A 22984-nucleotide genomic window follows, 5' to 3' on the forward strand; every position below is an offset into this window, starting at 1 on the left:
AGTCCACGAATCCAGCGACAAACCCCATACACCGTGCGTATCAGTTACTCATCAGTCTGCCGCTTGCAAACACCAGCCCTGACCACATCGCCAGCACCAGTAAAATCTCAGGCAGATAAGCACGCAATGGCAAACCCCTTGCCAGCATGATGATCGCTGCAAGTATGGGCGTGAGGAGACAGGCTTCCATGAGCAGATTGCGCCAGAAGGCATAGCTGATAACGCCGGTATGCGAGACTCCCGGTAATAAGGCCATAGACAGCGAGAATTTGTGAGGAACAAACGGCCACAGCAAGGGTAGCGAGCGCCCTACCAGCAGGTCCAGCACCAGATGCGAACACACCGCCAGCAATAGCACCCAATACCCCGAAGCTGCAGCGTATGCGGGTTTCAAGCGCGCTGTCAGCCAGTAAATAATCCCGCTGATCAAAAAGCAAAACAACAGGGTATGGGTGACACGCAGCTCAAAGCGTGCATGGAGGAACCAGATGGCAAGGTAATCAAAGTCTGGCACGATCGCCAGCCATACCAGCAAAACCGGCAAGCCCAAGGCCAGGCCCGGCCTTCGTGTTTTATCAACAGGCTTACAAAAATACAAAGTCAGGCCAGCGGCGACGTGGGCCAGAAATGAAGACATGGTAAAGCCGGGCCAGGCGGCAGGAGTGGGGACTGTTGCAGATTACCCAGGGTGCATGTAGCCAGTATGCGCTGTGTGTGAAGTACTGCAAAAAGATGTTCAAGCGGCAGAGACTTTTGCCACCGTCTTAGCTGGCTTTAACCTGATATCAGAGCGTTACACTTACCGCAATGAACTTTTTTCAAGTTCTGCCATGGATAGTGGGGCAGGCAATTTTATTGGGGGTGTTTTTACCTTCATCTGGTTCTTGTCTCTGATGCCCGGGGCATTGCTGTCACTTCTTCCTGTCAATTCCTACGCAAGCTGGTTCTGTCTTCCTACATCCATGTCAAGTGGATGGGTGCATCATACTCGTCATGATCACACTGTAGATAATTTCCACTTATTTCCACTTTCCTGACCAGCAACGCATTATTTTTGGGGTATAAAAATGAGAATCCTGACAAACAATAAAAAATCTTCACGTCGCCCACAAAAGAAACTGCCACCAGCCAGCATATGCCTGGGTCTAATGATGCTTGCGTCAACCATACATACATTGATCAAACTGGCTTGAGCATACTGATGCCTGGCAACAAGCGGCTTGATGGCGGGAATGGTGTTGATAGGGGTGATGGCTAGAACTCATTTCATAAATAGGGTGAGATGCGTTTGCCTCATAACGTGGGATGGCAAGGCGGGCGAGGCGATCAATAGCGGTGCTATTGATAACGAGTCCAACGCAGTCCAGCGCGCGTTATGAGGCAAACCCTTCGGGAACTGACGATTTGGGCGCATTGCAGCGTTGCGCCCTTTGCTAAGGCAGGAGCCTTAGCTGCAGGTCACGCCTTGCACTGCATCCCAAATCGTCTTGTTCGCACTCATCCTATTTATGAAATGAGTTCTAGAAACAAACGCTTACAAGCTCATGGCAAGCGTGTTTTTATCCATGCTAAGATATTTTTACCTCAGAACATGGGGCAATGATATTCACTGCCATCTTTGTATAAACATGAACTTCCGGAAATCTGTTACCTCATCAGCTCCCACATCAGCGACCTCAGTTGCAGGCCTCTTACAAAACAAGTCCCTCCACTTCACACTCGCCCTGATTGCCATGCTGGCCTTGTCAGGATGCACGCTGCCGCGGTGTTGAACATTGGACGCAAAAAAACCAGGGCCATTGATATTGCTGACCCTGGTCATGAAAAATACAAAATAAAGCTATCGCAGCTTACATAAAAATTGCCTGCCAGCCTGTTGCAGGCATGATGAGCTTTTCTTTATCTTTGGCGACATCCGCAGCGGCAAACTTGGCGCAATGGATTTTGTTTTTCATCGGGTCCGTAGTATCGTTGTTGGCTGCCAGATGCTGCTCTTCATTGCCCTTGACCAGCACCGTCTGGTTTTGCTCGCGATAACAAATCCCTACACCATTGACGGACGGCATGAACAGGCGCAAATACCATGGCACCAGTTCTTTAACGGCCAGGCGGGCAGATTCTATGCTGTCACTGACATCGGCATACTTGAACACATCTTGGGGCAATTTGGGCAGCAACATGATGTGGCCTTCCATGCTGCCTTTTTTCTGGTTGGTGACAAATTCTGCACCCTCTGCATAGGCAACAGCATCCAGCGGTACGGTGACATCACCTGCGGCGGATATCTCCAGTTTTTTGCGGCTGTCCTTGGTGTCGAGATAAATCGCCAGGTTGGGAATGGGGGCGTGAGTCTTGGCTGCGGTGATGCGGATGATGATTTCAACCTTGTCCTTGCTGGCGGCCCGCACTTTGGATATCAGTTCATAAGCCGTCTTGTACGGCATGATGGCCGGGTCCCTGATGGCTTTGACTTCTACACTTTGCGGCTCTTCAGTGGCTACCGCACTTGCAATGTTACTGGCCGTATTACTGGCTGCAGATGCGCTTGCAGCAGATGCACTGGACTGTGCATGCGCCTGGCCAGATACAAGGCTCAGTGATGCCAGCAGGAAAGCGAGTATCGCCGCATAGCGAACGGGGGCGGCGGCGGGTGCAGTGACGGAAGCAGTAAGATTAACAGCAGCGTGCATAGTGAACTATCCTTGAGTAATCCTGCCACGCCAGCATATATCTTCTGGCTCAGCAACGATAAGAATGCAAAGTGTCACCATTTTTGCCAGAAGCGGCTATATTTTTGGACAAAGCATTAAATTTTTGGACTCAAGGTATTAAAAAACAGTACCAAATCATGCGAAATTGCCGTCGGGCATTTACTGGACTTCTACTGACTCTACCCTTATGAGCTCGCAAGCACCTGCCCCAGTATCTTCACGGGTCAGGGAAGAACGCCAGCGCCAGCCATCGGCGGCAGTGGCCTCGACAAGTTGACCACGTATTTTGACAACCTGGCCTACCCGCACCTCTCTCAAGGTTTTTTCCACCGCTGAGCTGGTGGGGATCAAATGCATATTGGCGCTATGTGTGGCAATTTCTGAGGCTGGACGGGGTGGTTCTGTATCCCAGCGATAAAAGTAAAAACGGTTGCTCTGCCCAATCGACAATTTATCCAGCACGGCAGTATCTGACATGGCACCCCATCCCAGCGCCAGGTCCACCGGGGCAAGTTGTGCTTCGCGGTCAGAAGAATAGGTCTGCTTCGACAGCACCCGCGCCTCTACCGTAAAGTCAGCCAGGGCTGTCAGTTTGTAATTGTTTTGCTCGTAGACCGTGCCTTTGCTGAGCATGGTTTGTACTGGATCATTAGGAGCAATGCTGCCAGCAGGTACAGGCAAGGGACGGTTGCGCCAGTGCTGTACCGCGAAGATGACGATGATGACAACAATGAGCCAGCGCCAGGAAAACATAGTGACATCCCATAAAAAAAAACTGCAGCTTATACAAACCAGCATAATATACGGGAATCAGGCGAATTTTCATGAGATGTAAGTTCTTGTTGATAATGCACTGATACCGACACTGACTGAAGTCAAGGCTGTACTCATGTCAGGTGCCAGATCCGACATTGACTGGCGGGGAGATGCAAATAAAATCCTTGAAAAACATTAGACAAATTTTCTTCAGGCCAGGTGCATCGGGGGCATGCGCAAACAGGTTTTGGTAGAGTGTAGAGATGATTTCAGGTATTGTCTTGAAATGACATTCATGTGACCAAAACTGCCAATGCCAGATATCTTTTTTTGCGGTGACACCCATGGTAATTTCCAGCATGTGATTCATGCCGTGCTGGAAAAGCGCCCTGCTGCCATCGTTTTTCTGGGCGATTTGCAAGCCAGGCAGCCACTGGAAGTGGAACTGTCAGCCATCATGGACCTGACCGAGATCTGGTTTATCCACGGCAACCATGACACCGATACTGATGCCGATTACGATCACCTGTTTGGCTCAGCCCTGGCCCACCGCAACCTGCATGGGCGCGTGGCCGAGGTAGCGGGTTATAAGATAGCCGGTCTGGGCGGCGTGTTTCGCGGCCATATCTGGATGCCACCGGGGCCAAAGAATTTTCATACGCACAGGGAATACGCCATCAAGGCCGGTAAAGAAAACCGCTGGCGTGAAGGCTTGCCGCGCAAGCATTACAGTTCCATCTTCCCTACCGATTACAACTACCTCGCCAGCCAGCGTGCCGACATACTCGTCACCCACGAAGCCCCCAGCGCCCATCCGCATGGCTTTGGTGTGATTGATGAACTGGCACGCAGCATGCGTGTTAGCCGCACTTTTCATGGCCACCACCATGACCGCATTGACTACAGCAAACACCAGGAAAGACTGGGCTTCAAAGCCCATGGGGTGGGCCTGTGCGGCGTCAGCGATGTCGATGGTAATGTCGTGGTGGCGGGCAGGCATGATCATGAAGTGCCCTGGGCGGTATTGAACAAGCGTCGTTCCTGAATCTCTCAAAAGCAGCAGATGCACATCTGCATCTATGCAGTCTTTTGACTCGCGGGCCGCCATGACCAGTCAAGATTGACACCCAGGCTGGCCAGTACAATCAGTACCAGACCGGCCATTTGCAGCAAGCTGATGCGCTGACCATAGACCAGATAATCCATGCCCAGCGCCATCGCCGGATAGATAAAAGTCAGCACGGCAATGGCAGGGGTTGGCATTTTTGGCAAAGCACCATAGATCAATACATAAGCCAGTGCGGTAGGTATCAGGCCCAGACCGACTAGCCAGGCCCATTGCTGCACTCTGATGCCATCAGCAGGGATAGTGATCAGGGCGGCCAGCAAAACCAGGCCAGCCAGGCAGTGTATCAGTGCAATCAGATGCGCGGGCATATTGCGCATGGCGCGGGTGGTCAGGGTCACACCGGCATAGGCGCAGGCACCTGTCAGTGTCAGCAGCAAACCCAGCAGATATTGTTCACTCATTTGCATACCTCCTGTTTTCAAACCACAAGCCAATACCAGTCCGATAAAACCCAGACATATCCAGGCCAGTTTGTTGGCAGCGATTTTTTCACGGAACAGCACTGCCCCCAACAACAAGACAATAAACGGCTGCACATGAAAAACTATGGTGGTAACCGAAATACCTATGCGCTGTATCGCAGCAAAAAAAGTGACCCAGTTCACCACCATGAGCACGCCACCAAATACGGCCAGCCCCAAATTCTTGCATGAGAAATTAGCAGCGACAAACATGCCTTTCCAGGCGCAATACAGCGCCAGCGCGATGGCGGCAAACAGGCAGCGGAAGAAAACGGTGGTAATTGCATCCAGGCCAGCTTCATGAATAAAGATACCCAGGGTTGCCAGCATCAGCATGGCGGCAATGTAAGCCAGTGTGGCCTTGCGGTTGTATGGAATGGCGGCTGATGGCGCAGACATATTTTGCTCTCAGGTTGATTATTGCGCTATCATGAATTTTGTCCATGCATCAGACAAGCTGATTAAATTGAAGTCATACATTCGAAAAACTGAATCATGAATTTATCTGAACTCAACCTCAGCCAGTTGCGCACCTTTGTGCTGGCCGCCGAACGCCTGAGCTTTGTCAGCGCGGCTGAAGCCGTGCACAGGTCACAGGCAGCGGTCAGCATGCAGATCAGCAAACTTGAATCCAGCCTGGGCCAGCCCCTGTTTGAACGGCATACCCGGCGCATCGCCCTGACGCTGGCTGGCGAAACTTTATTGCCATATGCACGCCAGCTATTGCAGACAGAACAGGCAGCGCTGAATGCCTTGCGCACGCAACAAGTGGTGGGCAAGGTGGTGCTGGGTTCACCCGATGATTATGTATCCTCGTTACTGCCCGCCGTGCTGGAGCGGTTTTCAAAAAGATTTACTGGTGTAGAAATAGAACTGGTATGCCTGCAAAGCCTGTTGCTCAGACCGCTGCTAAAGAAAGGTGCCATCGACCTAGCCTTTGTCACCCGTGATGAAGGTCTCGACGGCGCCTTCATACGCCGCGAACCCATGGTCTGGGTAGGGTCAGAAAAACACGCCGTATGGAAGAAAAGCCCGCTGCCAGTCGCCCTGTACGACAAGGGCTGCGTCGCCCGCGCCCATACCCTCGCCGCACTGGAAAAAAGCGGCCTGCCCTATTACTCCACCTACAGCAGCCCCAGCCTGCTGGGCATACTGGCGATGGTCGAAGCAGGCCTGGCAATCGCCGCACTGGCAGAATGCAGCGCCCCTGCACATCTGGTGCGACTGGGGAAAGCGGAAGGCCTGAAACCGATAGCGCCGCTGGATATTGTGCTCATCAAGGGGCGGAAAAATAATTCGCCTGCGGCGGAGTGTCTGGCGAATGAGATTATGCAGGGCTTGAGTGAACGGCGTGGGGGTAACTAACCAAAAACCTGCATCTTCAGAGCAAAAATAGTTGCCACTGACAAAAGTGTCACTGCGCTTTTGACCGAATTATTGTGAATAAGAACGAATTGGCAACAATATTGCTAAAAACTGCAAAATATTGTTGTGGAATTATGTGGTTCTATTTTGACATTAAAAATTCATGTTAAATTGAAATGATTAAAATGACAGCAATTATTATGATTTAAGCTTTCAGAATATCTATAGCAATTGGAAGGAAGACGTGATGAGACTGGCACAAGTAAGAGTCGAGAACTTTCGCAGCATTATTGATTCTGGCGAAATAGACATAGAATCTTTAAAGACAATTTTGGTTGGTCCTAACGAAGCCGGAAAAACGGTTTTATTGCGAGCTATTCAACTTCTTCAGAAACCAAATGATGTGCCTGATTTTGATCTTTTGAGAGACTTCCCTCGAGCAAAATACAATGACATTACGACTGGCGTAATAAAACCAGAAAATGTAAATTTTGTGACTGGTCAATTTACGTTGGACGAAGCCGATAAGGCTCTTATACCGCCAGAATTTCATATTTGCAAATATCAGTTATGGCGCAAATATGGTGGTCCCCATAAACATTACCATAAACTAATAGATGCTCCTGAGAGAATTGTTTATTCAAAATTGCGAGGAGATTTATTAAGACTCTCTGCGCATATGGATAAGCAGTTTACTGTAGAAGACAGCGAGAATCCTTCGAAAAAACCATCAGAAGCACTGAAAATAATTACGGAAAAATTAACCGATTCGACTGATATTTCTGGACCTATTGCGGGTTTCTTAAAGGAATGGCTGGAGAATCACTATCATTTTCTTCAAGAGGGTAATAAAAGTGAAGAGCAAAGATTCGAGGATCTAATAAATAAAATTCAATTCAATGCAAAACGAGATAGTGTCTTAGATATTCTGGGGAAAAGGGTTCCGGTATTCATCCTATTTAGTAATTACTTCAAGGTTAAACCATCAATTCATCTCGCACACTTAGCTTTAAGAATTGAGCAAAAAATCCTAGATGATGAAGCGTATGACTATGGAAATTTATGTCTGTTGAAATTGCTGGGATTTACTGCAAAAGAATTATCAGAACTAGGAAACACGAAATCTCCAGATTTACACGATTCCGATGCACTTAAAGTGTATAGAGATCGACTCGATACTAGGAGCTATAAGCTGAATGCTGCGAGTCTCAAACTTACTAGCGAGATTCGTTCTGTTTGGCATCCCAATTCTGAAAGAGCCGAAGCAGATAAATTACAAGTTCGCTGTGACGGACAGTATTTAAAAGTTGTCGTGGAAGACGATCTTGGCGTTGAGGTTGAACTTGACCAACGCTCTGAAGGTTTTCAATGGTTGGTTTCTTTTTTTGTTGTTTTCTTCGCTGAAGCAAAGGACAAGCATTCTAACTCAATCTTATTACTGGACGAACCTGGCACAAGTTTGCATGGTTTAAAACAAAGAGATTTCCGACAAACAATTACAAGACTTGCAGCAACAAACCAGACCATATTTACGACTCACTCGCCATTTCTTGTAGGGCCTGACGAATTAGATATCGTTCGTGTTGTTGAAATGAAGAATCGCACGGAAGGAACCAAAGTTCATACAACTATTTCTTCAAGTGACCCCGCTGGCTTGTTACCGCTTCAAGAAGCATTAGGTTATGACTTAGCTAGTAGCTTGTTTGCCCAAGAAAGAAATTTGATCTTAGAAGGAATTACAGATTATTGGTATATTGAGTCGACCGCACAATTGCTTCGATCCTCAAACACTGCTGATTTGAATGAAAAGATTGCCTTAGTTTTTGCAAATTCGGCAGGAAAAGTAGTTTATTACGCAACCATATTGCATGCCCATAAACTAAAGGTTGCAGCACTGTTAGATTCTGACGCAGCAGGTGACCAAGCCGCTCAACAAGAAAATCTTGTCCATACATTAGGTAATAAAAATATTTTACGAACCAAAGATTTTTGTGCCGATGTCTTAAAACCTGAGATTGAAGATTTACTAAGGCCCACCTTGATAAATATTGTAAATGGCACTTTTGGGAAAGATGTTTCAACAATTGCGAATCAAAATCCATCACGGCCAATTATAGATATTTTCACTAAAGAAGTTTCTGGTTTCTCAAAGTATAAATTAGCAAAGGCATATATTCGTTGGACAAAGGACCATGAAGCAAATGATCTATCTGAAAAAGAAAGACAACAATTTTCAAGTTTGATCGACCGTATCAATAAATCACTTAAATAATGTTTTTTAAGATAAGAAATTCTCGTGATAATTTCTAGCTTGATTGAATCTCAAATCTTTTCAGCACTCACATGAACATCACAGAAAAAGAAGGTAGTGATTGGCTCAAGTGGATACTCATCACGAGTATCCCACTTGTGCAATTTGATGCTCACGGAACTATAGTAAATCTTGGTAGTGGAACCATGATAGATCATCATGGAAATCGATTTATTCTAAGTGTTGAACACGTGGTAAATAGTGAATCGACGGGTTGGGCCGCCGTAATACAGCAAGATGGATATGGCCAACTTGAGTACTACCGTCCGCAAGCTTTTACGTTCCCTGGCGAGATTCGAAAGACCTCAGGTGAAATTCGTCTGCTTGATTTATGTGCAGCCCAAGTTTCACCCGATTTGCAAACTTGGTACGAATATCGCACACCTCGCGGTCTTTTTGATAAAAAACCCCATCAGATATTTAATACGACTTGCATTGGTATTCCCGACGTTGAGCAAATTTATGGCTTCTCAGGAAGGATAAGATCTGAAAAGCATGGAAATGATGTATTCGTATCCGATATGGTCACCCACTCTGGACTCATATATTCGCATTCAGAGGATGAAGTTCACTATTTCCGATTACCCGAATCGCATCCTGGTCATGATGAATTTCAAGGATGTAGCGGCTCGCCGATAGTTGACTTCAATCGTAAAATAGTTGCGCTCGTGATTGGAGGTGATATCTCAAGTGGCATGATCAAAGGAATAGCTATTCAGCGCATTTTGCCAAATTTAAAATTCCTTGTGTCACGGTAAGAAGAATTAATAACAATCAAATCTATTACAATCAAATGCACATCATCAAATGAGCATTTGTATTGTCTCCAGGCAGCTTTAGAGACTAAATATTGCAGTACAGGTATTTTGAAGGCACCATATTTTTTTAACTTCGGTCACCTTCAAAGCACTTTAGTTCAAGCTACGGTTAAATTACTCAAAGCTTGTAGTGGTTTATTTAAATCTCACCACTTCATCTCACCCTTATTCACCTTGGCACCAATGTCCAAAGACAAACCTGGAGGCGCATCAGGATAGGCTTTTTTCATCGCGTCAATCAACTCGGCACCTGTTTTGGTCGCCGCTGCATTCTTCTCAAACGACAGCAGATAAGCCTTGGTATAAGTGATGGCGCTGATATCAACAGCAGTACCAGATTTCATATGACCAGGCACGACGATTTTTGGTTGCAGGGCGGCCATTTCATCGAGTTGTGCGACCCAGGCGCTGCGTTCTGCCACGGTTTGGGTATCTGCTGTCCACACGTGCAGGTTACCAAACACGCCTATGTTGCCGACGATGGCTTTGATGGAAGGTATCCAGAAATAAGGGCGGTGTGCCAGCACGCCCTGGTTACCGCGCAGTTCGACTACTTCGCCATCCACAGTCAGGCTATTGCCGCTCAGGGCTTTGGGCAGGACAGGTTTGCGAGGTGCGTTCGCGCCCATTTTTGGGCCCCAGAAGGCAACTTTGCCTGCGACTTTGGCTGTCAGCTTTTCGAGCACGGCTGGGGTAGCAACGACATCGGCTTGCGGGAAAATTTCTTTGAGGGTTTCTACGCCGAAGTAATAATCAGGATCAGCCTGGCTGACCAGGATGGTTTTGAGTTGCTTGCCACTGTCGAGCACATTGGCGGCGATGCGCAAGGCATCAGCGCGGGTGAAACCGGCATCGATGACCATGGCTTCTTTTTCGCCATAGACCAGGGTGGAATTGACATTAAAGCTATTGCCGTCAGCGTTATAGACTTTGACTTGCAAGAGTGTGGCTGCCTGGGCAGAGGCGAAAGTGAGGGCAAGGGTAGTGGCGAGGATGGTTGTGCGCAGCATGGTGAGCTCCAGATGAAAGGTTTTTGAATCTGTATTGATTCAGTGCTTGCAGTGTAATTTCAATTTTCAAGCAGATAAATTCGGTAAAATGCACATTACTATTTCAATATTCGAGCAAATGGCAGATAAATCATGGACAGACTGACAGCAATGCGGGTGTTTTGTGAGGTGGCGAGCAGTGGCAGCTTTAGTGCGACTGCTGACAAGCTGGATATGTCGCGTGCCATGGTGACGCGTTATGTCAGTGAGCTGGAAAGCTGGCTGAATGCCCGCCTGCTGCAAAGAACCACGCGCAGCGTGACGCTGACGGATGCGGGTGAACAATGCCTGCGCCGCAGCCAGCAAATGCTGGCGCTGATGGAAAATATAGAAGAAGAGACCCGCAGCGATGATGCAGAATTGCGCGGGCAATTGCGGCTGACTTGCAGCACCTCATTTGCCTTTGGTCATCTGGCGCGTGTCATCAGCAAGTTCCTCGCGCAACATCCCTTGCTGAAGATAGATCTGCATGTCGGTGATGGCACGGTCAACCTGGTTGAGGCACGCATAGACCTGGCGATACGCATCAGCAGCGAGCCTGATCCTTTGTTGATAGCACGGCCACTGGCGATTTGTGATTCTGTGCTGGTGGCGGCTCCCACTTACATACGCACCGCAGGTTTGCCGCAACATCCACAAGAGCTCCCTGCCCATCGCTGTTTAAGCCATGCCAATTATGGCCGCAATACCTGGCGCTTTGTGCGTGGGGATAAGGGTGGAGATAAGGGTGGAAATGAAAGCGTGCAAGTCGATATCGCCAGCCACTTCAGTGCCAATGATGCGACGGTATTGTTGCAGGCTGTGCTGGCCAGTGCAGGCATTACCCTGCTGCCGACTTATCTCATGGGCGATCATCTGGACAAGGGTGATTTGCAAATCATCTTGCCGGAATGGACAGCACCGCCCATGACTATCTATGCCCTATTTCCATCACGCCGTCACTTGTCGCCCGCGGTGCGGGCCTTGCTGGATTTTTTGGTGGAAGAATTTGCCAGCCAGCCATGGTAATTTGATTCTCTGTAGGAGCGGCTTCAGCCGCGAAAAATCTGCCATAGTCATCGACGATTCGCGGCTGAAGCCGCTCCTACATGCTGCTGCTCACCTACGATCAAGCCAGCGGCTCTTGCTGCGTCGTGCAATGTATGCCGCCACCACCTGCAGCAATCGGGTCTATATTCAATTGCACGATACGCCTGCCCGGATACAGATCGGCCAGTTGTTTTTTGGCGTAGTTGTCTGCTTCTGCATCACCAAATTCTGGCAGGATGACAGCGCCATTGCAGACATAGAAATTGATATAGCCTGCGGCAAAATTCTTGTTCTCAAATTCTGGCCGCACTGATCTGGGTACGGGAATAGGAAAAACCTGCAAGGCCTGGCCCTGTGCATCGCGGCTATTGCGCAAGATGTCGAGATGGCGCTTGGTGACCTGGTATTCTGGCGAAGAAGTATCATCATCCAGATTGGCTACCACCACGCCGGGCCGCACGAAGCGTGCATAAAAGTCAGTGTGGCCATCGGTGATATCGGCCCCGGCGATGCCCGGCAGCCAGATGACTTTTTTGATGCCGAGCACCCGCAAGAGTTCTTTTTCGCATTCTGCTTTTGTCACCCCCGGATTGCGATTGGCATTGAGCACGCAACTCTCGGTGATGATGGCCGTGCCCTTGCCATCGACTTCTATGCCGCCACCTTCCAGCGTCAGGCTGCTTTGGATGAAGCTGCTGGATGTCTGTCTGGCCATGGCTGCAGCCACCTGGCGATCCAGCGCATAGGCCTGCTTTTTGCCCCAGCCATTGAAATTGAAACCCACCCCTGCTTTGCTGCGATTGCTGCCCAGTACAAATACAGCACCGGTATCACGCAACCACAAGTCATTGATTTCTTGCACGATGAGTTTGATGCGCGGATCACATTTTTGTCTTGCCAGTGCCAGGTCTTGCTGGCGTACCAGCATGTTCACAGGTTCAAACGCGACAATCGCATTGGCGATGCCTGCCAGGCTGTCACGCACAGGGTTAAGCAAACGGCGCCCCCAGATAGCTTCTGATGCACCAAAGGCCATCCAGGTTGCCGCATGTGGCTCTGCTTCATCGGGCATGCGCCAGACTTCAGCCGTCTGGCTCGGTGCACTATTGTTGCCCCCAGTCTGGCCAGAAGGCGTATTGGCAACTTCTGAACTGGCGTCACCGCCACAGGCATACAGCAAGCTCGGGGCGAGCACAATGGCGCTGGTGTGTATAGTCCTGGTCAAAAAATTTCTGCGTTTGGTATTCATCATTTTCTCTGGTCTTGTTTTCTACAACTTCTCAAAAAATCAATAAAACCGGCAAAAACATGCAATCAAAGCAAGACATATCACCGGTCAGGGCATGAACAGGATTGTCTCTGAATCAAACCATGAGAAAAAGCGATATTATTTGCGCTTATTAATCAAGTTTTCTCATACCTTCAAGTTTTCTCATATCTTATTAATGTCTTACTCATGTCAAAACAGAAACTCCCCTCGCTGACCTTGCTGGCTGGCTTTGAAGCGGCAGCCCGTCACGGCAATTTTTCCAGGGCGGCTGATGAGCTTCACCTTAGCCAATCGGCCATCAGCCATCAAGTACAACAACTGGAAGAGCAACTGAAACAACCCTTGTTCCGTCGTGTTGGCCGGGGTGTGGAATTGAATGTTGCGGGGGAAGTCTTGCTGAAAAGCGTGCAGCGCTCCATGACGGTATTGCACAGCGGCCTGGGGCAGATCGCCACCTATCTGGACCCCGGCCTGGTTGTGCTGACCTGCCCTGAGCATATCGCGCAAGGCTGGCTGCAAGCCCGTCTGGCTGGGCTGCAAGAGCAAAGCCCTGATTTATGCCTGATGCTGTCCACCGACATGACAGCGCGTTTTGTTGATGAGGTTGATGTTGATATCAGCATCAGCGACCGGCCCCTGTTGCAGGAAGGCTTGACTGAGCTGCCCTGGTTGCAGGATGGCTGGGTAGTGGTGGCCCATGCTACGCTGGCGGGCCGCCTCAATGCCTTGCCAGCCAGTGAACATCATTTGCATGCAGGTTTGCTATGCCTGGAACAAAGCCTGACAGATGAAAAAACTGCGACCCTGTTTTTGCATGAGCTGAGCAAGTTTCGCAAACTGGCGCTATTTGATGATGCCCGCCTCTTGCTGGATGCAGTTGAACGCGGTCGCGGCATTGCCTGCCTGCCACGTTTACTGGTAGATGAAGCCTTGCAGGATGGCAGCTTATGCCTGCTGGATGGCTATCCGCAAATCACGGGGCAGACCTGGTACTTGTCTGCCATGGTGAACGAGCCCAGGGCCGATATTGTCATGCAGGTGTTTACGTGGTTGCAGGCGGAAGCAAAAGGAAGTTTATGTGCGAACACCTGACAACCGAAGAAATTTGCTACGCCTGTAGGAGCGGCTTCAGCCGCGAACATTATTTCACTGCATCGGCGATTCGCGGCTAAAGCCGCTCCTACAAAAAAATCAAGCCTGCGTTGATGATGCCGCAAACTCAACGGCAGGTGTCATCAACCGGCGGCTCCAGTCTTCTACCCTGCCGCGCTCCAGCCTGTTCTGGGCCAGCTTGCGCCATGATGGCGTGAGCGCACCCAGTTCAGCCATGGCCTGCAAGGCATGCTGGTTCATCGTATCCAGGTAGAGATAATGCAGCAAACGCGCCAGCGGCCATTGTGGAGCTACGCGGTCCAGCAGGCGCAGGTTGTCGCCCTGTGCCACTACACCGGCTTGCAGCACGCGGTAATACCAGCCTGTGCGCAAACTGTTTTGCACCATGCTGGCCATATGATCATGGTTAAATCGCAGATTAAGTTTCCAGCAAGGCTGGCGGGCTTGCGTGACTTGCAGCAGGGCTGTGCCCATGGCAAACACATCACCTATGCAGACGGTGTGCTCAGTCCAGCCTGTGGTGGAGATGTTTTCACCAAAGCCGCCAGGCTGGAAAGTGGATGCTGCATCTGGCCCCAGTTGCGCGCGCCACAGGGCATAGTGTTCTGCCGGGTAGTGATGCACGGCTTTGTCTGGCCCGCCGTGGTACAACTTGTCACCCTGCTCATCGCCATGCAAGCCTGCTGTAGTCACTTTTACAGCATGGTTGATGCTTTGCTTTTGTATGGCGCTGGCTTCACTATTGGGACCATAGGCGCAAGGCTGACCGATAAAGATCTCAGCTATGATGCTACTGGAAATCTGCATCTGCGTTTTCGTCCTCATCACACCTCACACACTCTGAGCCACTCAGTAAAAAACAAACGTGCCTGATGCGCCAGATCAAGGCCATGTGCTGCTACCTGCTGGCGCATATGATGCACCGACAATTTCTCATGTGCCATCTCATAGGCATGGCCCACATACCAGGCTTCCAGCCCGGCAGCGAGAACTTCAGGGTGGCATTGAAATGCCAGCGCATGCTTGCCCCAGCTATAGACCTGGTTCTTACAGGCTTCACTCGATGCCAGTAATTGCGCGCCATGTGGCAGATCAAAGGTGTCGCCATGCCAGTGGAACATATTGCAGTGACGTGCATCAAAATGCCGTACAGGCGTGTCCTTGCCTTCATTGCTCATCGTCAGCGGATACCAGCCTATCTCTTGCCTGGCAGCCGGATACACACTGGCCCCCAGCGCCCGCGCCATCACTTGTGCACCCAGGCAAATGCCCAGCGTGGGCAAGTCTGCATGCAGGCGCTGTTGCAGAAAGTGGACTTCTTGCCGCAGGAAGGGATATTTATCATCTTCATAAGCCCCTATAGGGCCACCCAGCACGATGCAGACATCCGCCGCCAGCGGGTCCAGCGTTTCCCAGCCGACGGTACTGGCATTGACTTCCTGGATGACAAAGTCCTGCTCTTTCAATGGGGCAAGAAAACTGCCTGCATCTTCAAAAGCGACGTGGTGTATGAGTAAGGCTGTTTTCATGCTGGCTCCTGGCGAAGAATAGTGCTTGCACAAAACCACTGTTGCTGAAAGACAAATCCAGTCAGATTAATTTTGCGCCAGCCCAAGTGACAATATAGGCTTGAATTTTACAAATGCATTGATTAAATAGAAATGACACACCGTGTCATATATTACACTAATTGTCATCAAGAGTTTCATCAACAAGAAAAATGACAGAAAAAATCAAAATCCTGCGTCAGCAAATGTCCATGAGCCTGCAAGACCTGGCCGATGACAGCGGCCTGACCAAGAGTTATTTATCCAAGGTGGAGCGTGGCGTCTGCATGCCGTCGATTGCTGCGGCTATCAAGATTGCAACAGCATTGAAAGTCGATGTCGGGCAATTGTTCAGCCCGGTCAGCAGCAGCGATATGTTGTCTGTGGTGCGCCATGATGAACGCCTGCGCATCACCCGGCCCACCAGCGAAGGCAGCAGTCTCGAAGCCCTGGCAGCAGAAATCAGCAGCAAGCGCATGCAGCCATTTGTGGTCTACCCACCCAGCGTATTGTCTGACGGCCCACATGCCGCTGGCCATGCAGGCGAAGAATTTTTATACGTATTGACGGGGAGCCTGGAGATACAATTTCCTGAGCATAGCGAGCAGCTCAAGAAAGGCGATGCGATTTATTTCAATGCCATGTTGCCGCACCGTTTGCGGTCTGTGGGTAAAGTGCAGGCGTCGGCGCTGGTGGTGATTAGTTATGAGCCGGGGTGAATTCAAGAATGCATCAACATCGTAGGTTAGGCTGTGGAGGTATCAGTATCGTAGGTTGGGCCGGGCCTCGCCAGGCTACGGTTTACCAGCCCAACACTGGTCGTTTAAATAACGTATACGTCTGTTGAGGCCGAGTGTTGGGCTGATGAAGCGTAGCCCAACCTACAACTGGTAGCCTGACGAGGCCCGGCCCAACCTACAAAAAACTCAAGCTAAGAGTTATTCCCCTTCATCCCCATCTTCTCCAGCGTCAAGGTCTCATCCGCCCTGCCCCAGCCACCATCGGCCACTTCTTCCACCAGCACCATGGTATAGGGTCGCACACCTTCGCCAAAATACTCGACAAACATGGCGGTGGTACGGTGGATGATTTCTTCTTTACGGCTGGCATCAATGATGCCTTCAGGGAATTTGAAATTAGCAAATGGCATGATTATTTCCTTTAAAATAGATTAGGCGAAACCGCCGTTAACACGTAACACTTGTGAATTGACCCACACACCATCAGGGCCAGCCAGAAAGGCCACCGCAGAGGCGATTTCGTCTGGCGTGCCTATGCGCTCCATCGGTGCCATTTTGGCGATATTGCTGACCTGCTCTTCGGTTTTGCCATGGAAAAACAACTCTGTGCCCACCGGGCCAGGGGCGATGGCATTGACGGTGATATCGCGCCCGCGCAATTCATTGGCCAGCACATGGACCAGGCCCTCTACCCCTGCCTTGCTGGCGATATACGGGCCGTAGGCAGGAAAGGACTTGGCAATCACGCTGGTCGACAGGGCAATGATGCGGCCGCCTTTTTCTACATGCTGCGCTGCCTGCGCCAGCACCAGGAAAGCACCGCGCAAATTGGTAGCGATGACTTTGTCAAACGCATCCAGGTTATTGCCATTAATGGTAGACATGGTCATGCTGCCAGCATTGTTGACGACCACGTCGATACGGCCAAATACTTCTTTGGCGGTAGCAAACAATTGCGCCACGTCTTCAGGCTTGCTGATATCGCCCTGCACTGCAATCGCCTTGCCACCCGCTGCCTGTATCGCACTGACGGTTTCCTGCGCCTTGGCGATATTGCCTGCGTAATTGACAACAACAGCAAAGCCATCTGCCGCCAGACGCAGGGATATGGCCTGGCCTATGCCACGCGAGCCACCGGTGACGATGGCCGTTTTAGTTATTTCTTTACTCATTTTTCTCTCCTTGGTGAAGAACATCCAGACTGATATGTCTGCATGGAATACACTTTAACCATTCAACCCAGCAAGATAAATACTGATAAACTCAGAACATAATTCAATACAGCTCAACAATCATGGACCGCCTCGATACCCTGCAACTATTCACACGCATCGTTGAAACCGGCAGTTTCAGCCGGGCGGCGGATATGCTGGATGTCCCACGGGCCAGTGCCACCCATGCCATCAAGCAACTGGAAACACGCCTGGGCACGCGTCTGCTGGAGCGCACTACCCGTCAGGTACGCACCACGCTGGACGGCCAGGCGTTTTATGAGCGTTGCGTACATATCATCAGTGAACTCGATGATGCAGAAGCGTCGATGCGGCATGTGGCCGCCAATCCGCGCGGAGTCTTGCGGGTAGACATGCATGGCACCCATGCCACGCAAGTGGTGCTGCCGCGGATACACGAATTCCGCGACCGTTATCCTGGCATAGACCTGGTCGTCAGCAGTGGTGACCGTCTGGTTGATCTGGTACGTGAAGGTGTCGATTGCGTCATACGCGGTGGCAACCCGCGTGATTCAACTTTGGTCGCACGCCGCCTGGCGCTGATGCCGCAAGTGATTTGCGCCAGCCCGGCCTATCTGGAAAAATTTGGCACACCACATCAGCCTGATGATCTGATGCTGCACCAGGCTGTCAGGTTCTTTTCCAGCACGACGGCAATTGACTACCCCATCGTGCTGGATATCGATGGCCAGGTAAAAGAGTTTGATGTAGGCGGCTGGATCTCCGTCAACGATGCCGAAAACTATGTCACCACCGCCCTCTCCGGCTGCGGCCTGATACAACTGCCCCGCTTCCACATCGCCGACGCCTTGCGTGATGGCCACCTGGTAGAAGTGCTGGCCGACTGGCAAAGCCCGCCCCTGCCAGTCACTGCACTCTACCCCTACCGCCGCCAGCTATCACCACGCGTGCGGGTATTTGTGGATTGGCTGGTGGGTTTGTATGAGCAGAAGTTTGGAGTCTTGCCTGTGGCAATGAAAGGAGAAATAAGCTGACGAAAATTCGTTTACCAGTCTTGTGGGGCCGGCCTGTTGATGTTGATTACGGTGCAAAACAGCTAAAGCTTTCAGAGATCCTGCCCAAAACAGGACAGACCATTAACGTCTATTTTTCTGAAGATGATAGCCCGGCTTATAAAGAAAACCCGCATGTGCTGTGGAAGCCGCCTGTGACCGAAATGAATGGCTGGAGCGAGCAGCCCAGTGATATTTTGCATAGTTACATTGTGACAGGGCAATTGACATTTGTACGTCAGGTCCTGCAAGGTGATAAGGACGCAACGCCGCTGGAAAGAATGGTAGAGAAAAGCCTGGAATATGAGTTGCTCATCACAGATGTACAGCCTTTTCTCAAGATGTGTGCTGCAGTGAAAATGATGCAACCAGAGCTATGGCAAGAACGCTATGGCAGCAAAACACTTTCAGGCATGTTGCAAGCTCAGAATAACAGTGAGACTTTGTTTAACCATATTAGCGACACAGAATGGGCACAAGTACGTTGGGCAGGCACAGCAAAGGCAGGTAACTACATTTACCTGATTTTCAATCGCTATGAAATTCATTACGAAACCCTGCTTCAACAGGAGGGAGATCAACTATTTGTCCACTATCTCAGCTTTGCCACCTACCATCAAAGCGATCGATACATCACGCGCAAGAAACTCCTGATCAAGGAAAATGAGGGTATCAAATCATTGATAGCAAGAGCTGTCGCGCTCAAGGATAGCTTTGGTGATTACCTGCTTATTGATGTGTAGTCTCGTAGGTTGAGCCGGGCCTCGCTAGGCTACGCTTCACCAGCCTAGCGAGGCCCGACCCAACACTGTGCCTTCAAATGACGTATACGATGGCTGAGGCCGAGTGTTGGGCTGGTAAACCGTAGCCCAACCTACGACGCGTAGTCAACCACCTCGCGGCCCAATCTACGCTCTCATGCCGGCCCTATTTTGCATCCGGCCCCCGTCAACAAATCACAAATCCACCATCACCTCAAAGCCACCATAAATCATGCGCTTGCCGTCGCAGGGCATGGGATTGTCTTCTGAATTCAGGCGTGGGTCTGCCATGACTTTTTCCCAGGCGGCATTGCGCACTTCTTTCGATGGCCAGGTCATCCAGGAAAACACCACGGTTTCATCTTCCTTGCATTGCACGGCCAGCGGGAAGGAGGTCAGCTTGCCGGGTGGCACATCATCGCCCCAGCATTCGACGACACTGAGCACGCCGTATTCCTTGAAAATCGGCGAGGATTTTTCTGAATATTTTTTGTAAGCCTCACGGTTGGCATTGGGGACAGCGAGTACAAATCCATCGACATATTTCATGCTAAAACTCCTGGTTTGGCGAGGCTGGATGAAGGAATAAAACGGGTGGATTCAAGGGCCGTACGCAGCAAAAAAATGCACAAGCTCACTTGCTGCTGTGGCAGAATTTTAGTCTACCATTTTTGAACTGGCTAATTTTATTTTTTCAGCAGGCCAAATAAATTTTCACGAAATTTACCTTTAAAAACATCAACTTGAGTTTGCACCAGAGCGCTCTGGTGCTAGTACTGTAAGTGTACTGTACTTGTACTAAAGCAGCACCATACTGATCCGGCTGATTCCTTAATCCTGATTCCTGGTTATTGATTCCTTAAATCTATATCCCATCGCAAACTCCGCGATGAGGCTTGAGATAAAAAAATTTGGCGATTTTCGAAATTTGCGGCAAGATGATGGCTGCGAATTTTGTCGTCCGTACCACGCCCACAGCGGACGAATCAGCTGCATCTGCCAACCCCGATTTGAAAGAAACCCCATGCGTCTCGCCTACTCCACCTGGCCCGAAATCACGGCTTTTCTGGCCGACTCCAAAACCGTCATCATCCCCATAGGCTCGAATGAGCAACACGGCCCCATGGGCTTGCTGGGTACGGACTGGATGTGCCCCGAGATCATCGCCACCGCTGCCGAAAAAATCGCCCAGAAAAACGGCCAGGACATGATGCTGGCGCCCACCTTCAACATCGGCATGGCACAGCATCACCTGGGCTTTGCCGGCACGATTTCGCTGCGGCCTTCAACCTTCATGGCGGCAATTGAAGACTGGGTCTTGTCACTGGCGCGGCATGGCTTTGACCACATTTATTTTTTGAACGGCCACGGCGGCAATATTTCCACCATTGAGGCGGCTTTCTCGCAGATTTATTCGCATTACTCGTACAACAACAAGACCTGCCCGCTGACGCTGAAACTGAAAAACTGGTGGGACTTGCCTGGCGTTATCACGCTGTGCAACCAGATGTTCCCTGTGGGTCATGGCTCACATGCGACACCTTCAGAAATCGCCGTGACCTATGCCGCCTATCCTGAGCAGGTACGCCATGTAGAGCTGACACCAAAAATCCCGCCTACCGGCCCCATCCTCGACGCACTTGACTACCGCGCCCGTTTCCCGGATGGCCGCATAGGTGCAGATTCCAGCCTGGCGACGATAGAACTGGGCCAGCAAATCATTAATACCGCAGTGACGGGTTTGCTGACGGATATCCAGGCATTTAGTGCAGAGCAAAAACCTGCCTGAGCTGTCTGACTTCGATATCAGATAAATCGGGAAAGTAAATACTGCCTTTGTATTGCAAAAATGTCGCTCAAAGTCTACTCTGGATGTGTTGTTGCTATAAACCAAAATTGGTCCTAGATAAAAACACCTACCGGAGACATCATGAGACAGTTTTTCAAAAGCATACTCCTAGCCTTTTCCCTGGCCCTGTTCAGCCAGGGGATGGCTTTTGCGGCTGAACGCGCCACTGCGCAAGAAGCGACCGACATGATCAAGAAGGTCATCGCCTACTATAAAGCCAATGGTGCTGAAAAAACCTTTGCTGCAGTCAACGACCCCAAGGGCCAGTTTATCTACAAGGATTTGTATGTGTTTGCCGGTGCAGTCAAACCCGGCGGCGTGACCCTGGCGCATGGCGGCAACCCCAAACTGCTGGGAAAATCCCTGGGTGAAATGCGCGATGGTGACGGCAAATTCTTTGTCAGGGAAATCAATGAAGTTGCAGCCAGCAAGGCTGGCAAGGGCTGGGTAGACTATAAATGGGTGAACCCTGTCACCAAGGCACTGGAGCCAAAAAGCACTTATGTGGAAAGAGTGGATGATATTTATTTTGCCTGCGGGGTTTATAAATAAATATCCGCTTTAGCTGTTCATGTCGCTCACAAATTAATTTCCGTTGACGCGCATAGCATCCTGAATAGCTAGTCGTGATCGCCGAAAAACCTCACGAAGCGAAAAAAAGCGGGAGTAGTCACAAGCTGGCTGCTCCCGCTTTTATCTATCTGCGTTGGCAACTCAGCTGATTTGCAGGTGGATTAAATCAACACCCATCATGTAACAAAAATTTTCAATTCTGACCGAAAATTGTTAAAATCACAGGCCGAAAGAAAACTGCCTTCTTTTGCTCTCTGTATCAGCCTTAGTGCAAACCTGCACACGCTGCCCTTAACATTACTCTTAAATAATCAAATCATGCCTTATATCGGAGTAGGTTTGCACCTATTTATCGCCCTGTTTTTCGCTATCCATGCCGTGCGTAGCGGCAGGGATATTTACTGGTTGATGATACTATTTTTCTTCCCTGGCCTTGGAAGCATCGTCTATTTCTTCGCAATCTATCTGCCGGACAGCCGCATCACGCATAAGTTGAACAAAACAGTTGCCAGCGCCGCAAAGTCACTTGATCCAGGTCGTGATTTGCGTGAAGCATTGCAGGCCTTTGACTTTACCCCGACAGCACAAAATCAGGTTGCCCTGGCAAAAGCCTATATGGCCAACGGCGACGCTGCACAAGCCATTCATCATTATGATATTTGTCTGCAAGGCCCATTTGCCAATGCACCGGATATTCGCCTGGGTGCGGCACATGCAAAAATCCTCAATGGGCAGGCACAGGGAGCCATTGAATTGCTGGAAGGCATACGCAAAAGCACCCCTGACTTCAGTCCGGAACAGGTGTCGACGTTATTGGCACAGGCTTATAGTAAAGACGGGCGCATGCAGGATGCAGGTGCAGAGTTTGCGCATGCAAACCATCATTTTGGCAGCATGGAGATACGTGTGGAATATGCGATCTGGGCTTTGCAAGCAGGCGAGCAAAGCATCGCCGACCAGCTCTACACAGAAATCCAGCAAACCATGAAGCATTGGAGTAAGGATACCAAGGCCATGAACCGTGATTTGATCAAGCGGCTCAGTACCGCTTTTGCTGGTCGCAAATGATGGATCTGTGTAAGGTGCCCATGCACATCGTTTGCGAATGATGACGCAGATGGTCCGCGCGCAGCACACCCGACATAGCAGCAAATGCATGGATGTAGGGCAATGGAATGGACTCCTCCCCTTACGGCATCAAATGTGCCAAACTGAAGAGTGATGAAACGATTCAGTTCACAGAGGAGAAGTCCAAAT

23 protein-coding genes are annotated in these 22984 nt (G+C 50.1%); 12 read left to right on the plus strand and 11 right to left on the minus strand.

Features of this window, described 5'->3' with window-relative positions; all coding sequences use genetic code 11:
- Positions 1 to 40 precede the first annotated feature (40 nt).
- The 3 genes from DFR42_RS26660 to DFR42_RS26675 all read right to left on the minus strand — a co-directional run bounded on the left by DFR42_RS26660 (position 41) and on the right by DFR42_RS26675 (position 3464).
- Positions 41 to 637 carry a metal-dependent hydrolase gene (locus tag DFR42_RS26660; RefSeq protein ID WP_110258115.1) on the minus strand — a complete coding sequence of 199 codons (597 nt, stop codon included), beginning with the start codon at positions 635 to 637 and terminating at the stop codon, positions 41 to 43.
- Positions 638 to 1850: 1213 nt separating this feature from the next.
- A complete protein-coding gene (locus DFR42_RS26670; protein ID WP_110258117.1) occupies positions 1851 to 2690 on the minus strand; it encodes a hypothetical protein in 840 nt (279 codons plus the stop codon).
- 180 nt (positions 2691 to 2870) lie between these two features.
- Entirely contained in the window at positions 2871 to 3464 is a 594-nt protein-coding gene (locus DFR42_RS26675; protein WP_110258118.1) for a hypothetical protein, read from the minus strand.
- A 316-nt stretch (positions 3465 to 3780) separates the two neighbouring features.
- On the opposite strand from DFR42_RS26675, the gene DFR42_RS26680 reads away from it, so the two are divergent.
- Positions 3781 to 4512 carry a metallophosphoesterase family protein gene (locus tag DFR42_RS26680; protein ID WP_110258119.1) on the plus strand — a complete coding sequence of 244 codons (732 nt, stop codon included), beginning with the start codon at positions 3781 to 3783 and terminating at the stop codon, positions 4510 to 4512.
- Positions 4513 to 4544: 32 nt separating this feature from the next.
- Here DFR42_RS26680 and DFR42_RS26685 read toward each other — a convergent pair whose 3' ends face one another.
- Positions 4545 to 5456 (minus strand): DMT family transporter, encoded by a 912-nt coding sequence (locus DFR42_RS26685; RefSeq protein ID WP_110258120.1) that lies wholly within the window; start codon positions 5454 to 5456, stop codon positions 4545 to 4547.
- A gap of 96 nt (positions 5457 to 5552) precedes the next feature.
- On the opposite strand from DFR42_RS26685, the gene DFR42_RS26690 reads away from it, so the two are divergent.
- From DFR42_RS26690 to DFR42_RS26700, 3 genes are all read left to right on the plus strand, one after another.
- On the plus strand, positions 5553 to 6422 hold the full coding sequence (locus tag DFR42_RS26690) for a LysR family transcriptional regulator (RefSeq protein WP_110258121.1): 870 nt from the start codon (positions 5553 to 5555) through the stop codon (positions 6420 to 6422).
- 247 nt (positions 6423 to 6669) lie between these two features.
- A complete protein-coding gene (locus DFR42_RS26695) occupies positions 6670 to 8694 on the plus strand; it encodes an AAA family ATPase (protein ID WP_110258122.1) in 2025 nt (674 codons plus the stop codon).
- A 71-nt stretch (positions 8695 to 8765) separates the two neighbouring features.
- Positions 8766 to 9491 (plus strand): hypothetical protein, encoded by a 726-nt coding sequence (locus tag DFR42_RS26700; protein WP_110258123.1) that lies wholly within the window; start codon positions 8766 to 8768, stop codon positions 9489 to 9491.
- A 206-nt stretch (positions 9492 to 9697) separates the two neighbouring features.
- Here the strand turns inward: DFR42_RS26700 and DFR42_RS26705 are convergent, their stop codons facing one another.
- Positions 9698 to 10561 carry an MBL fold metallo-hydrolase gene (locus tag DFR42_RS26705; RefSeq protein ID WP_110258124.1) on the minus strand — a complete coding sequence of 288 codons (864 nt, stop codon included), beginning with the start codon at positions 10559 to 10561 and terminating at the stop codon, positions 9698 to 9700.
- 132 nt (positions 10562 to 10693) lie between these two features.
- Between DFR42_RS26705 and DFR42_RS26710 the strand changes: the two genes are divergently transcribed.
- Complete coding sequence (locus DFR42_RS26710) at positions 10694 to 11608, plus strand: LysR family transcriptional regulator (RefSeq protein ID WP_110258125.1); 915 nt, start codon at positions 10694 to 10696, stop codon at positions 11606 to 11608.
- A gap of 100 nt (positions 11609 to 11708) precedes the next feature.
- Here the strand turns inward: DFR42_RS26710 and DFR42_RS26715 are convergent, their stop codons facing one another.
- The gene (locus DFR42_RS26715; RefSeq protein WP_211324433.1) at positions 11709 to 12878 is read right to left on the minus strand and encodes an agmatine deiminase family protein; all 1170 of its coding nucleotides are present in this window, start codon (positions 12876 to 12878) and stop codon (positions 11709 to 11711) included.
- A gap of 207 nt (positions 12879 to 13085) precedes the next feature.
- Between DFR42_RS26715 and DFR42_RS26720 the strand changes: the two genes are divergently transcribed.
- The gene (locus tag DFR42_RS26720; RefSeq protein ID WP_110258127.1) at positions 13086 to 13991 is read left to right on the plus strand and encodes a LysR family transcriptional regulator; all 906 of its coding nucleotides are present in this window, start codon (positions 13086 to 13088) and stop codon (positions 13989 to 13991) included.
- A gap of 99 nt (positions 13992 to 14090) precedes the next feature.
- Here DFR42_RS26720 and DFR42_RS26725 read toward each other — a convergent pair whose 3' ends face one another.
- On the minus strand, positions 14091 to 14819 hold the full coding sequence (locus tag DFR42_RS26725) for an MOSC domain-containing protein (protein WP_110258139.1): 729 nt from the start codon (positions 14817 to 14819) through the stop codon (positions 14091 to 14093).
- 17 nt (positions 14820 to 14836) lie between these two features.
- Positions 14837 to 15541 carry a glutamine amidotransferase gene (locus DFR42_RS26730; RefSeq protein WP_110258128.1) on the minus strand — a complete coding sequence of 235 codons (705 nt, stop codon included), beginning with the start codon at positions 15539 to 15541 and terminating at the stop codon, positions 14837 to 14839.
- 191 nt (positions 15542 to 15732) lie between these two features.
- On the opposite strand from DFR42_RS26730, the gene DFR42_RS26735 reads away from it, so the two are divergent.
- On the plus strand, positions 15733 to 16278 hold the full coding sequence (locus tag DFR42_RS26735) for a helix-turn-helix domain-containing protein (RefSeq protein ID WP_110258129.1): 546 nt from the start codon (positions 15733 to 15735) through the stop codon (positions 16276 to 16278).
- Positions 16279 to 16490: 212 nt separating this feature from the next.
- Here the strand turns inward: DFR42_RS26735 and DFR42_RS26740 are convergent, their stop codons facing one another.
- Both DFR42_RS26740 and DFR42_RS26745 read right to left on the minus strand, forming a co-directional pair.
- Positions 16491 to 16709, minus strand: a complete 219-nt coding sequence (locus DFR42_RS26740; protein ID WP_110258130.1) for a tautomerase family protein — start codon at positions 16707 to 16709, stop codon at positions 16491 to 16493.
- A gap of 21 nt (positions 16710 to 16730) precedes the next feature.
- Positions 16731 to 17471: an SDR family oxidoreductase gene (locus DFR42_RS26745; RefSeq protein WP_110258131.1), complete on the minus strand. Its 741-nt coding sequence runs from the start codon at positions 17469 to 17471 to the stop codon at positions 16731 to 16733.
- A gap of 122 nt (positions 17472 to 17593) precedes the next feature.
- Here DFR42_RS26745 and DFR42_RS26750 point away from each other — a divergent pair, with 122 nt between their 5' ends.
- Together DFR42_RS26750 and DFR42_RS26755 are read left to right on the plus strand one after the other, a co-directional pair.
- Positions 17594 to 18526 carry a LysR family transcriptional regulator gene (locus DFR42_RS26750; RefSeq protein ID WP_110258132.1) on the plus strand — a complete coding sequence of 311 codons (933 nt, stop codon included), beginning with the start codon at positions 17594 to 17596 and terminating at the stop codon, positions 18524 to 18526.
- 173 nt (positions 18527 to 18699) lie between these two features.
- Positions 18700 to 19287, plus strand: coding sequence for a hypothetical protein (locus tag DFR42_RS26755; protein WP_146218981.1), 588 nt, complete (start codon positions 18700 to 18702; stop codon positions 19285 to 19287).
- 213 nt (positions 19288 to 19500) lie between these two features.
- Here DFR42_RS26755 and DFR42_RS26760 read toward each other — a convergent pair whose 3' ends face one another.
- Positions 19501 to 19854 (minus strand): DUF1428 domain-containing protein, encoded by a 354-nt coding sequence (locus DFR42_RS26760; protein ID WP_110258134.1) that lies wholly within the window; start codon positions 19852 to 19854, stop codon positions 19501 to 19503.
- A gap of 475 nt (positions 19855 to 20329) precedes the next feature.
- Here DFR42_RS26760 and DFR42_RS26765 point away from each other — a divergent pair, with 475 nt between their 5' ends.
- The 3 genes from DFR42_RS26765 (at position 20330) to DFR42_RS26775 (ending at position 22795) form a co-directional block, all read left to right on the plus strand.
- A complete protein-coding gene (locus DFR42_RS26765; RefSeq protein ID WP_110258135.1) occupies positions 20330 to 21094 on the plus strand; it encodes a creatininase family protein in 765 nt (254 codons plus the stop codon).
- 141 nt (positions 21095 to 21235) lie between these two features.
- On the plus strand, positions 21236 to 21706 hold the full coding sequence (locus DFR42_RS26770; RefSeq protein ID WP_110258136.1) for a cache domain-containing protein: 471 nt from the start codon (positions 21236 to 21238) through the stop codon (positions 21704 to 21706).
- Positions 21707 to 22045: 339 nt separating this feature from the next.
- Positions 22046 to 22795, plus strand: a complete 750-nt coding sequence (locus DFR42_RS26775; protein WP_110258137.1) for a tetratricopeptide repeat protein — start codon at positions 22046 to 22048, stop codon at positions 22793 to 22795.
- The last annotated feature ends 189 nt before the right edge of the window (positions 22796 to 22984 follow it).

The sequence above is a fragment of the Undibacterium pigrum genome (assembly GCF_003201815.1).
Taxonomy (GTDB): Bacteria; Pseudomonadota; Gammaproteobacteria; order Burkholderiales; family Burkholderiaceae_D; genus Undibacterium; species Undibacterium pigrum.

Excerpts from the sequence above, each read along its gene's own strand:
- DFR42_RS26730 (WP_110258128.1), bottom strand. The coding sequence starts at position 15,541 with ATGAAAACAGCCTTACTCATACACCACGTCGCTTTTGAAGATGCAGGC.
- DFR42_RS26695 (WP_110258122.1), top strand. The coding sequence starts at position 6,670 with ATGAGACTGGCACAAGTAAGAGTCGAGAACTTTCGCAGCATTATTGAT.
- DFR42_RS26670 (WP_110258117.1), bottom strand. The coding sequence starts at position 2,690 with ATGCACGCTGCTGTTAATCTTACTGCTTCCGTCACTGCACCCGCCGCC.
- DFR42_RS26740 (WP_110258130.1), bottom strand. The coding sequence starts at position 16,709 with ATGCCATTTGCTAATTTCAAATTCCCTGAAGGCATCATTGATGCCAGC.
- DFR42_RS26710 (WP_110258125.1), top strand. The coding sequence starts at position 10,694 with ATGGACAGACTGACAGCAATGCGGGTGTTTTGTGAGGTGGCGAGCAGT.
- DFR42_RS26760 (WP_110258134.1), bottom strand. The coding sequence starts at position 19,854 with ATGAAATATGTCGATGGATTTGTACTCGCTGTCCCCAATGCCAACCGT.
- DFR42_RS26660 (WP_110258115.1), bottom strand. The coding sequence starts at position 637 with ATGTCTTCATTTCTGGCCCACGTCGCCGCTGGCCTGACTTTGTATTTT.
- DFR42_RS26680 (WP_110258119.1), top strand. The coding sequence starts at position 3,781 with ATGCCAGATATCTTTTTTTGCGGTGACACCCATGGTAATTTCCAGCAT.
- DFR42_RS26735 (WP_110258129.1), top strand. The coding sequence starts at position 15,733 with ATGACAGAAAAAATCAAAATCCTGCGTCAGCAAATGTCCATGAGCCTG.
- DFR42_RS26685 (WP_110258120.1), bottom strand. The coding sequence starts at position 5,456 with ATGTCTGCGCCATCAGCCGCCATTCCATACAACCGCAAGGCCACACTG.
- DFR42_RS26765 (WP_110258135.1), top strand. The coding sequence starts at position 20,330 with ATGCGTCTCGCCTACTCCACCTGGCCCGAAATCACGGCTTTTCTGGCC.
- DFR42_RS26750 (WP_110258132.1), top strand. The coding sequence starts at position 17,594 with ATGGACCGCCTCGATACCCTGCAACTATTCACACGCATCGTTGAAACC.
- DFR42_RS26715 (WP_211324433.1), bottom strand. The coding sequence starts at position 12,878 with ATGAATACCAAACGCAGAAATTTTTTGACCAGGACTATACACACCAGC.
- DFR42_RS26690 (WP_110258121.1), top strand. The coding sequence starts at position 5,553 with ATGAATTTATCTGAACTCAACCTCAGCCAGTTGCGCACCTTTGTGCTG.
- DFR42_RS26775 (WP_110258137.1), top strand. The coding sequence starts at position 22,046 with ATGCCTTATATCGGAGTAGGTTTGCACCTATTTATCGCCCTGTTTTTC.
- DFR42_RS26705 (WP_110258124.1), bottom strand. The coding sequence starts at position 10,561 with ATGCTGCGCACAACCATCCTCGCCACTACCCTTGCCCTCACTTTCGCC.
- DFR42_RS26725 (WP_110258139.1), bottom strand. The coding sequence starts at position 14,819 with ATGCAGATTTCCAGTAGCATCATAGCTGAGATCTTTATCGGTCAGCCT.
- DFR42_RS26720 (WP_110258127.1), top strand. The coding sequence starts at position 13,086 with ATGTCAAAACAGAAACTCCCCTCGCTGACCTTGCTGGCTGGCTTTGAA.
- DFR42_RS26700 (WP_110258123.1), top strand. The coding sequence starts at position 8,766 with ATGAACATCACAGAAAAAGAAGGTAGTGATTGGCTCAAGTGGATACTC.
- DFR42_RS26745 (WP_110258131.1), bottom strand. The coding sequence starts at position 17,471 with ATGAGTAAAGAAATAACTAAAACGGCCATCGTCACCGGTGGCTCGCGT.
- DFR42_RS26675 (WP_110258118.1), bottom strand. The coding sequence starts at position 3,464 with ATGTTTTCCTGGCGCTGGCTCATTGTTGTCATCATCGTCATCTTCGCG.
- DFR42_RS26770 (WP_110258136.1), top strand. The coding sequence starts at position 21,236 with ATGAGACAGTTTTTCAAAAGCATACTCCTAGCCTTTTCCCTGGCCCTG.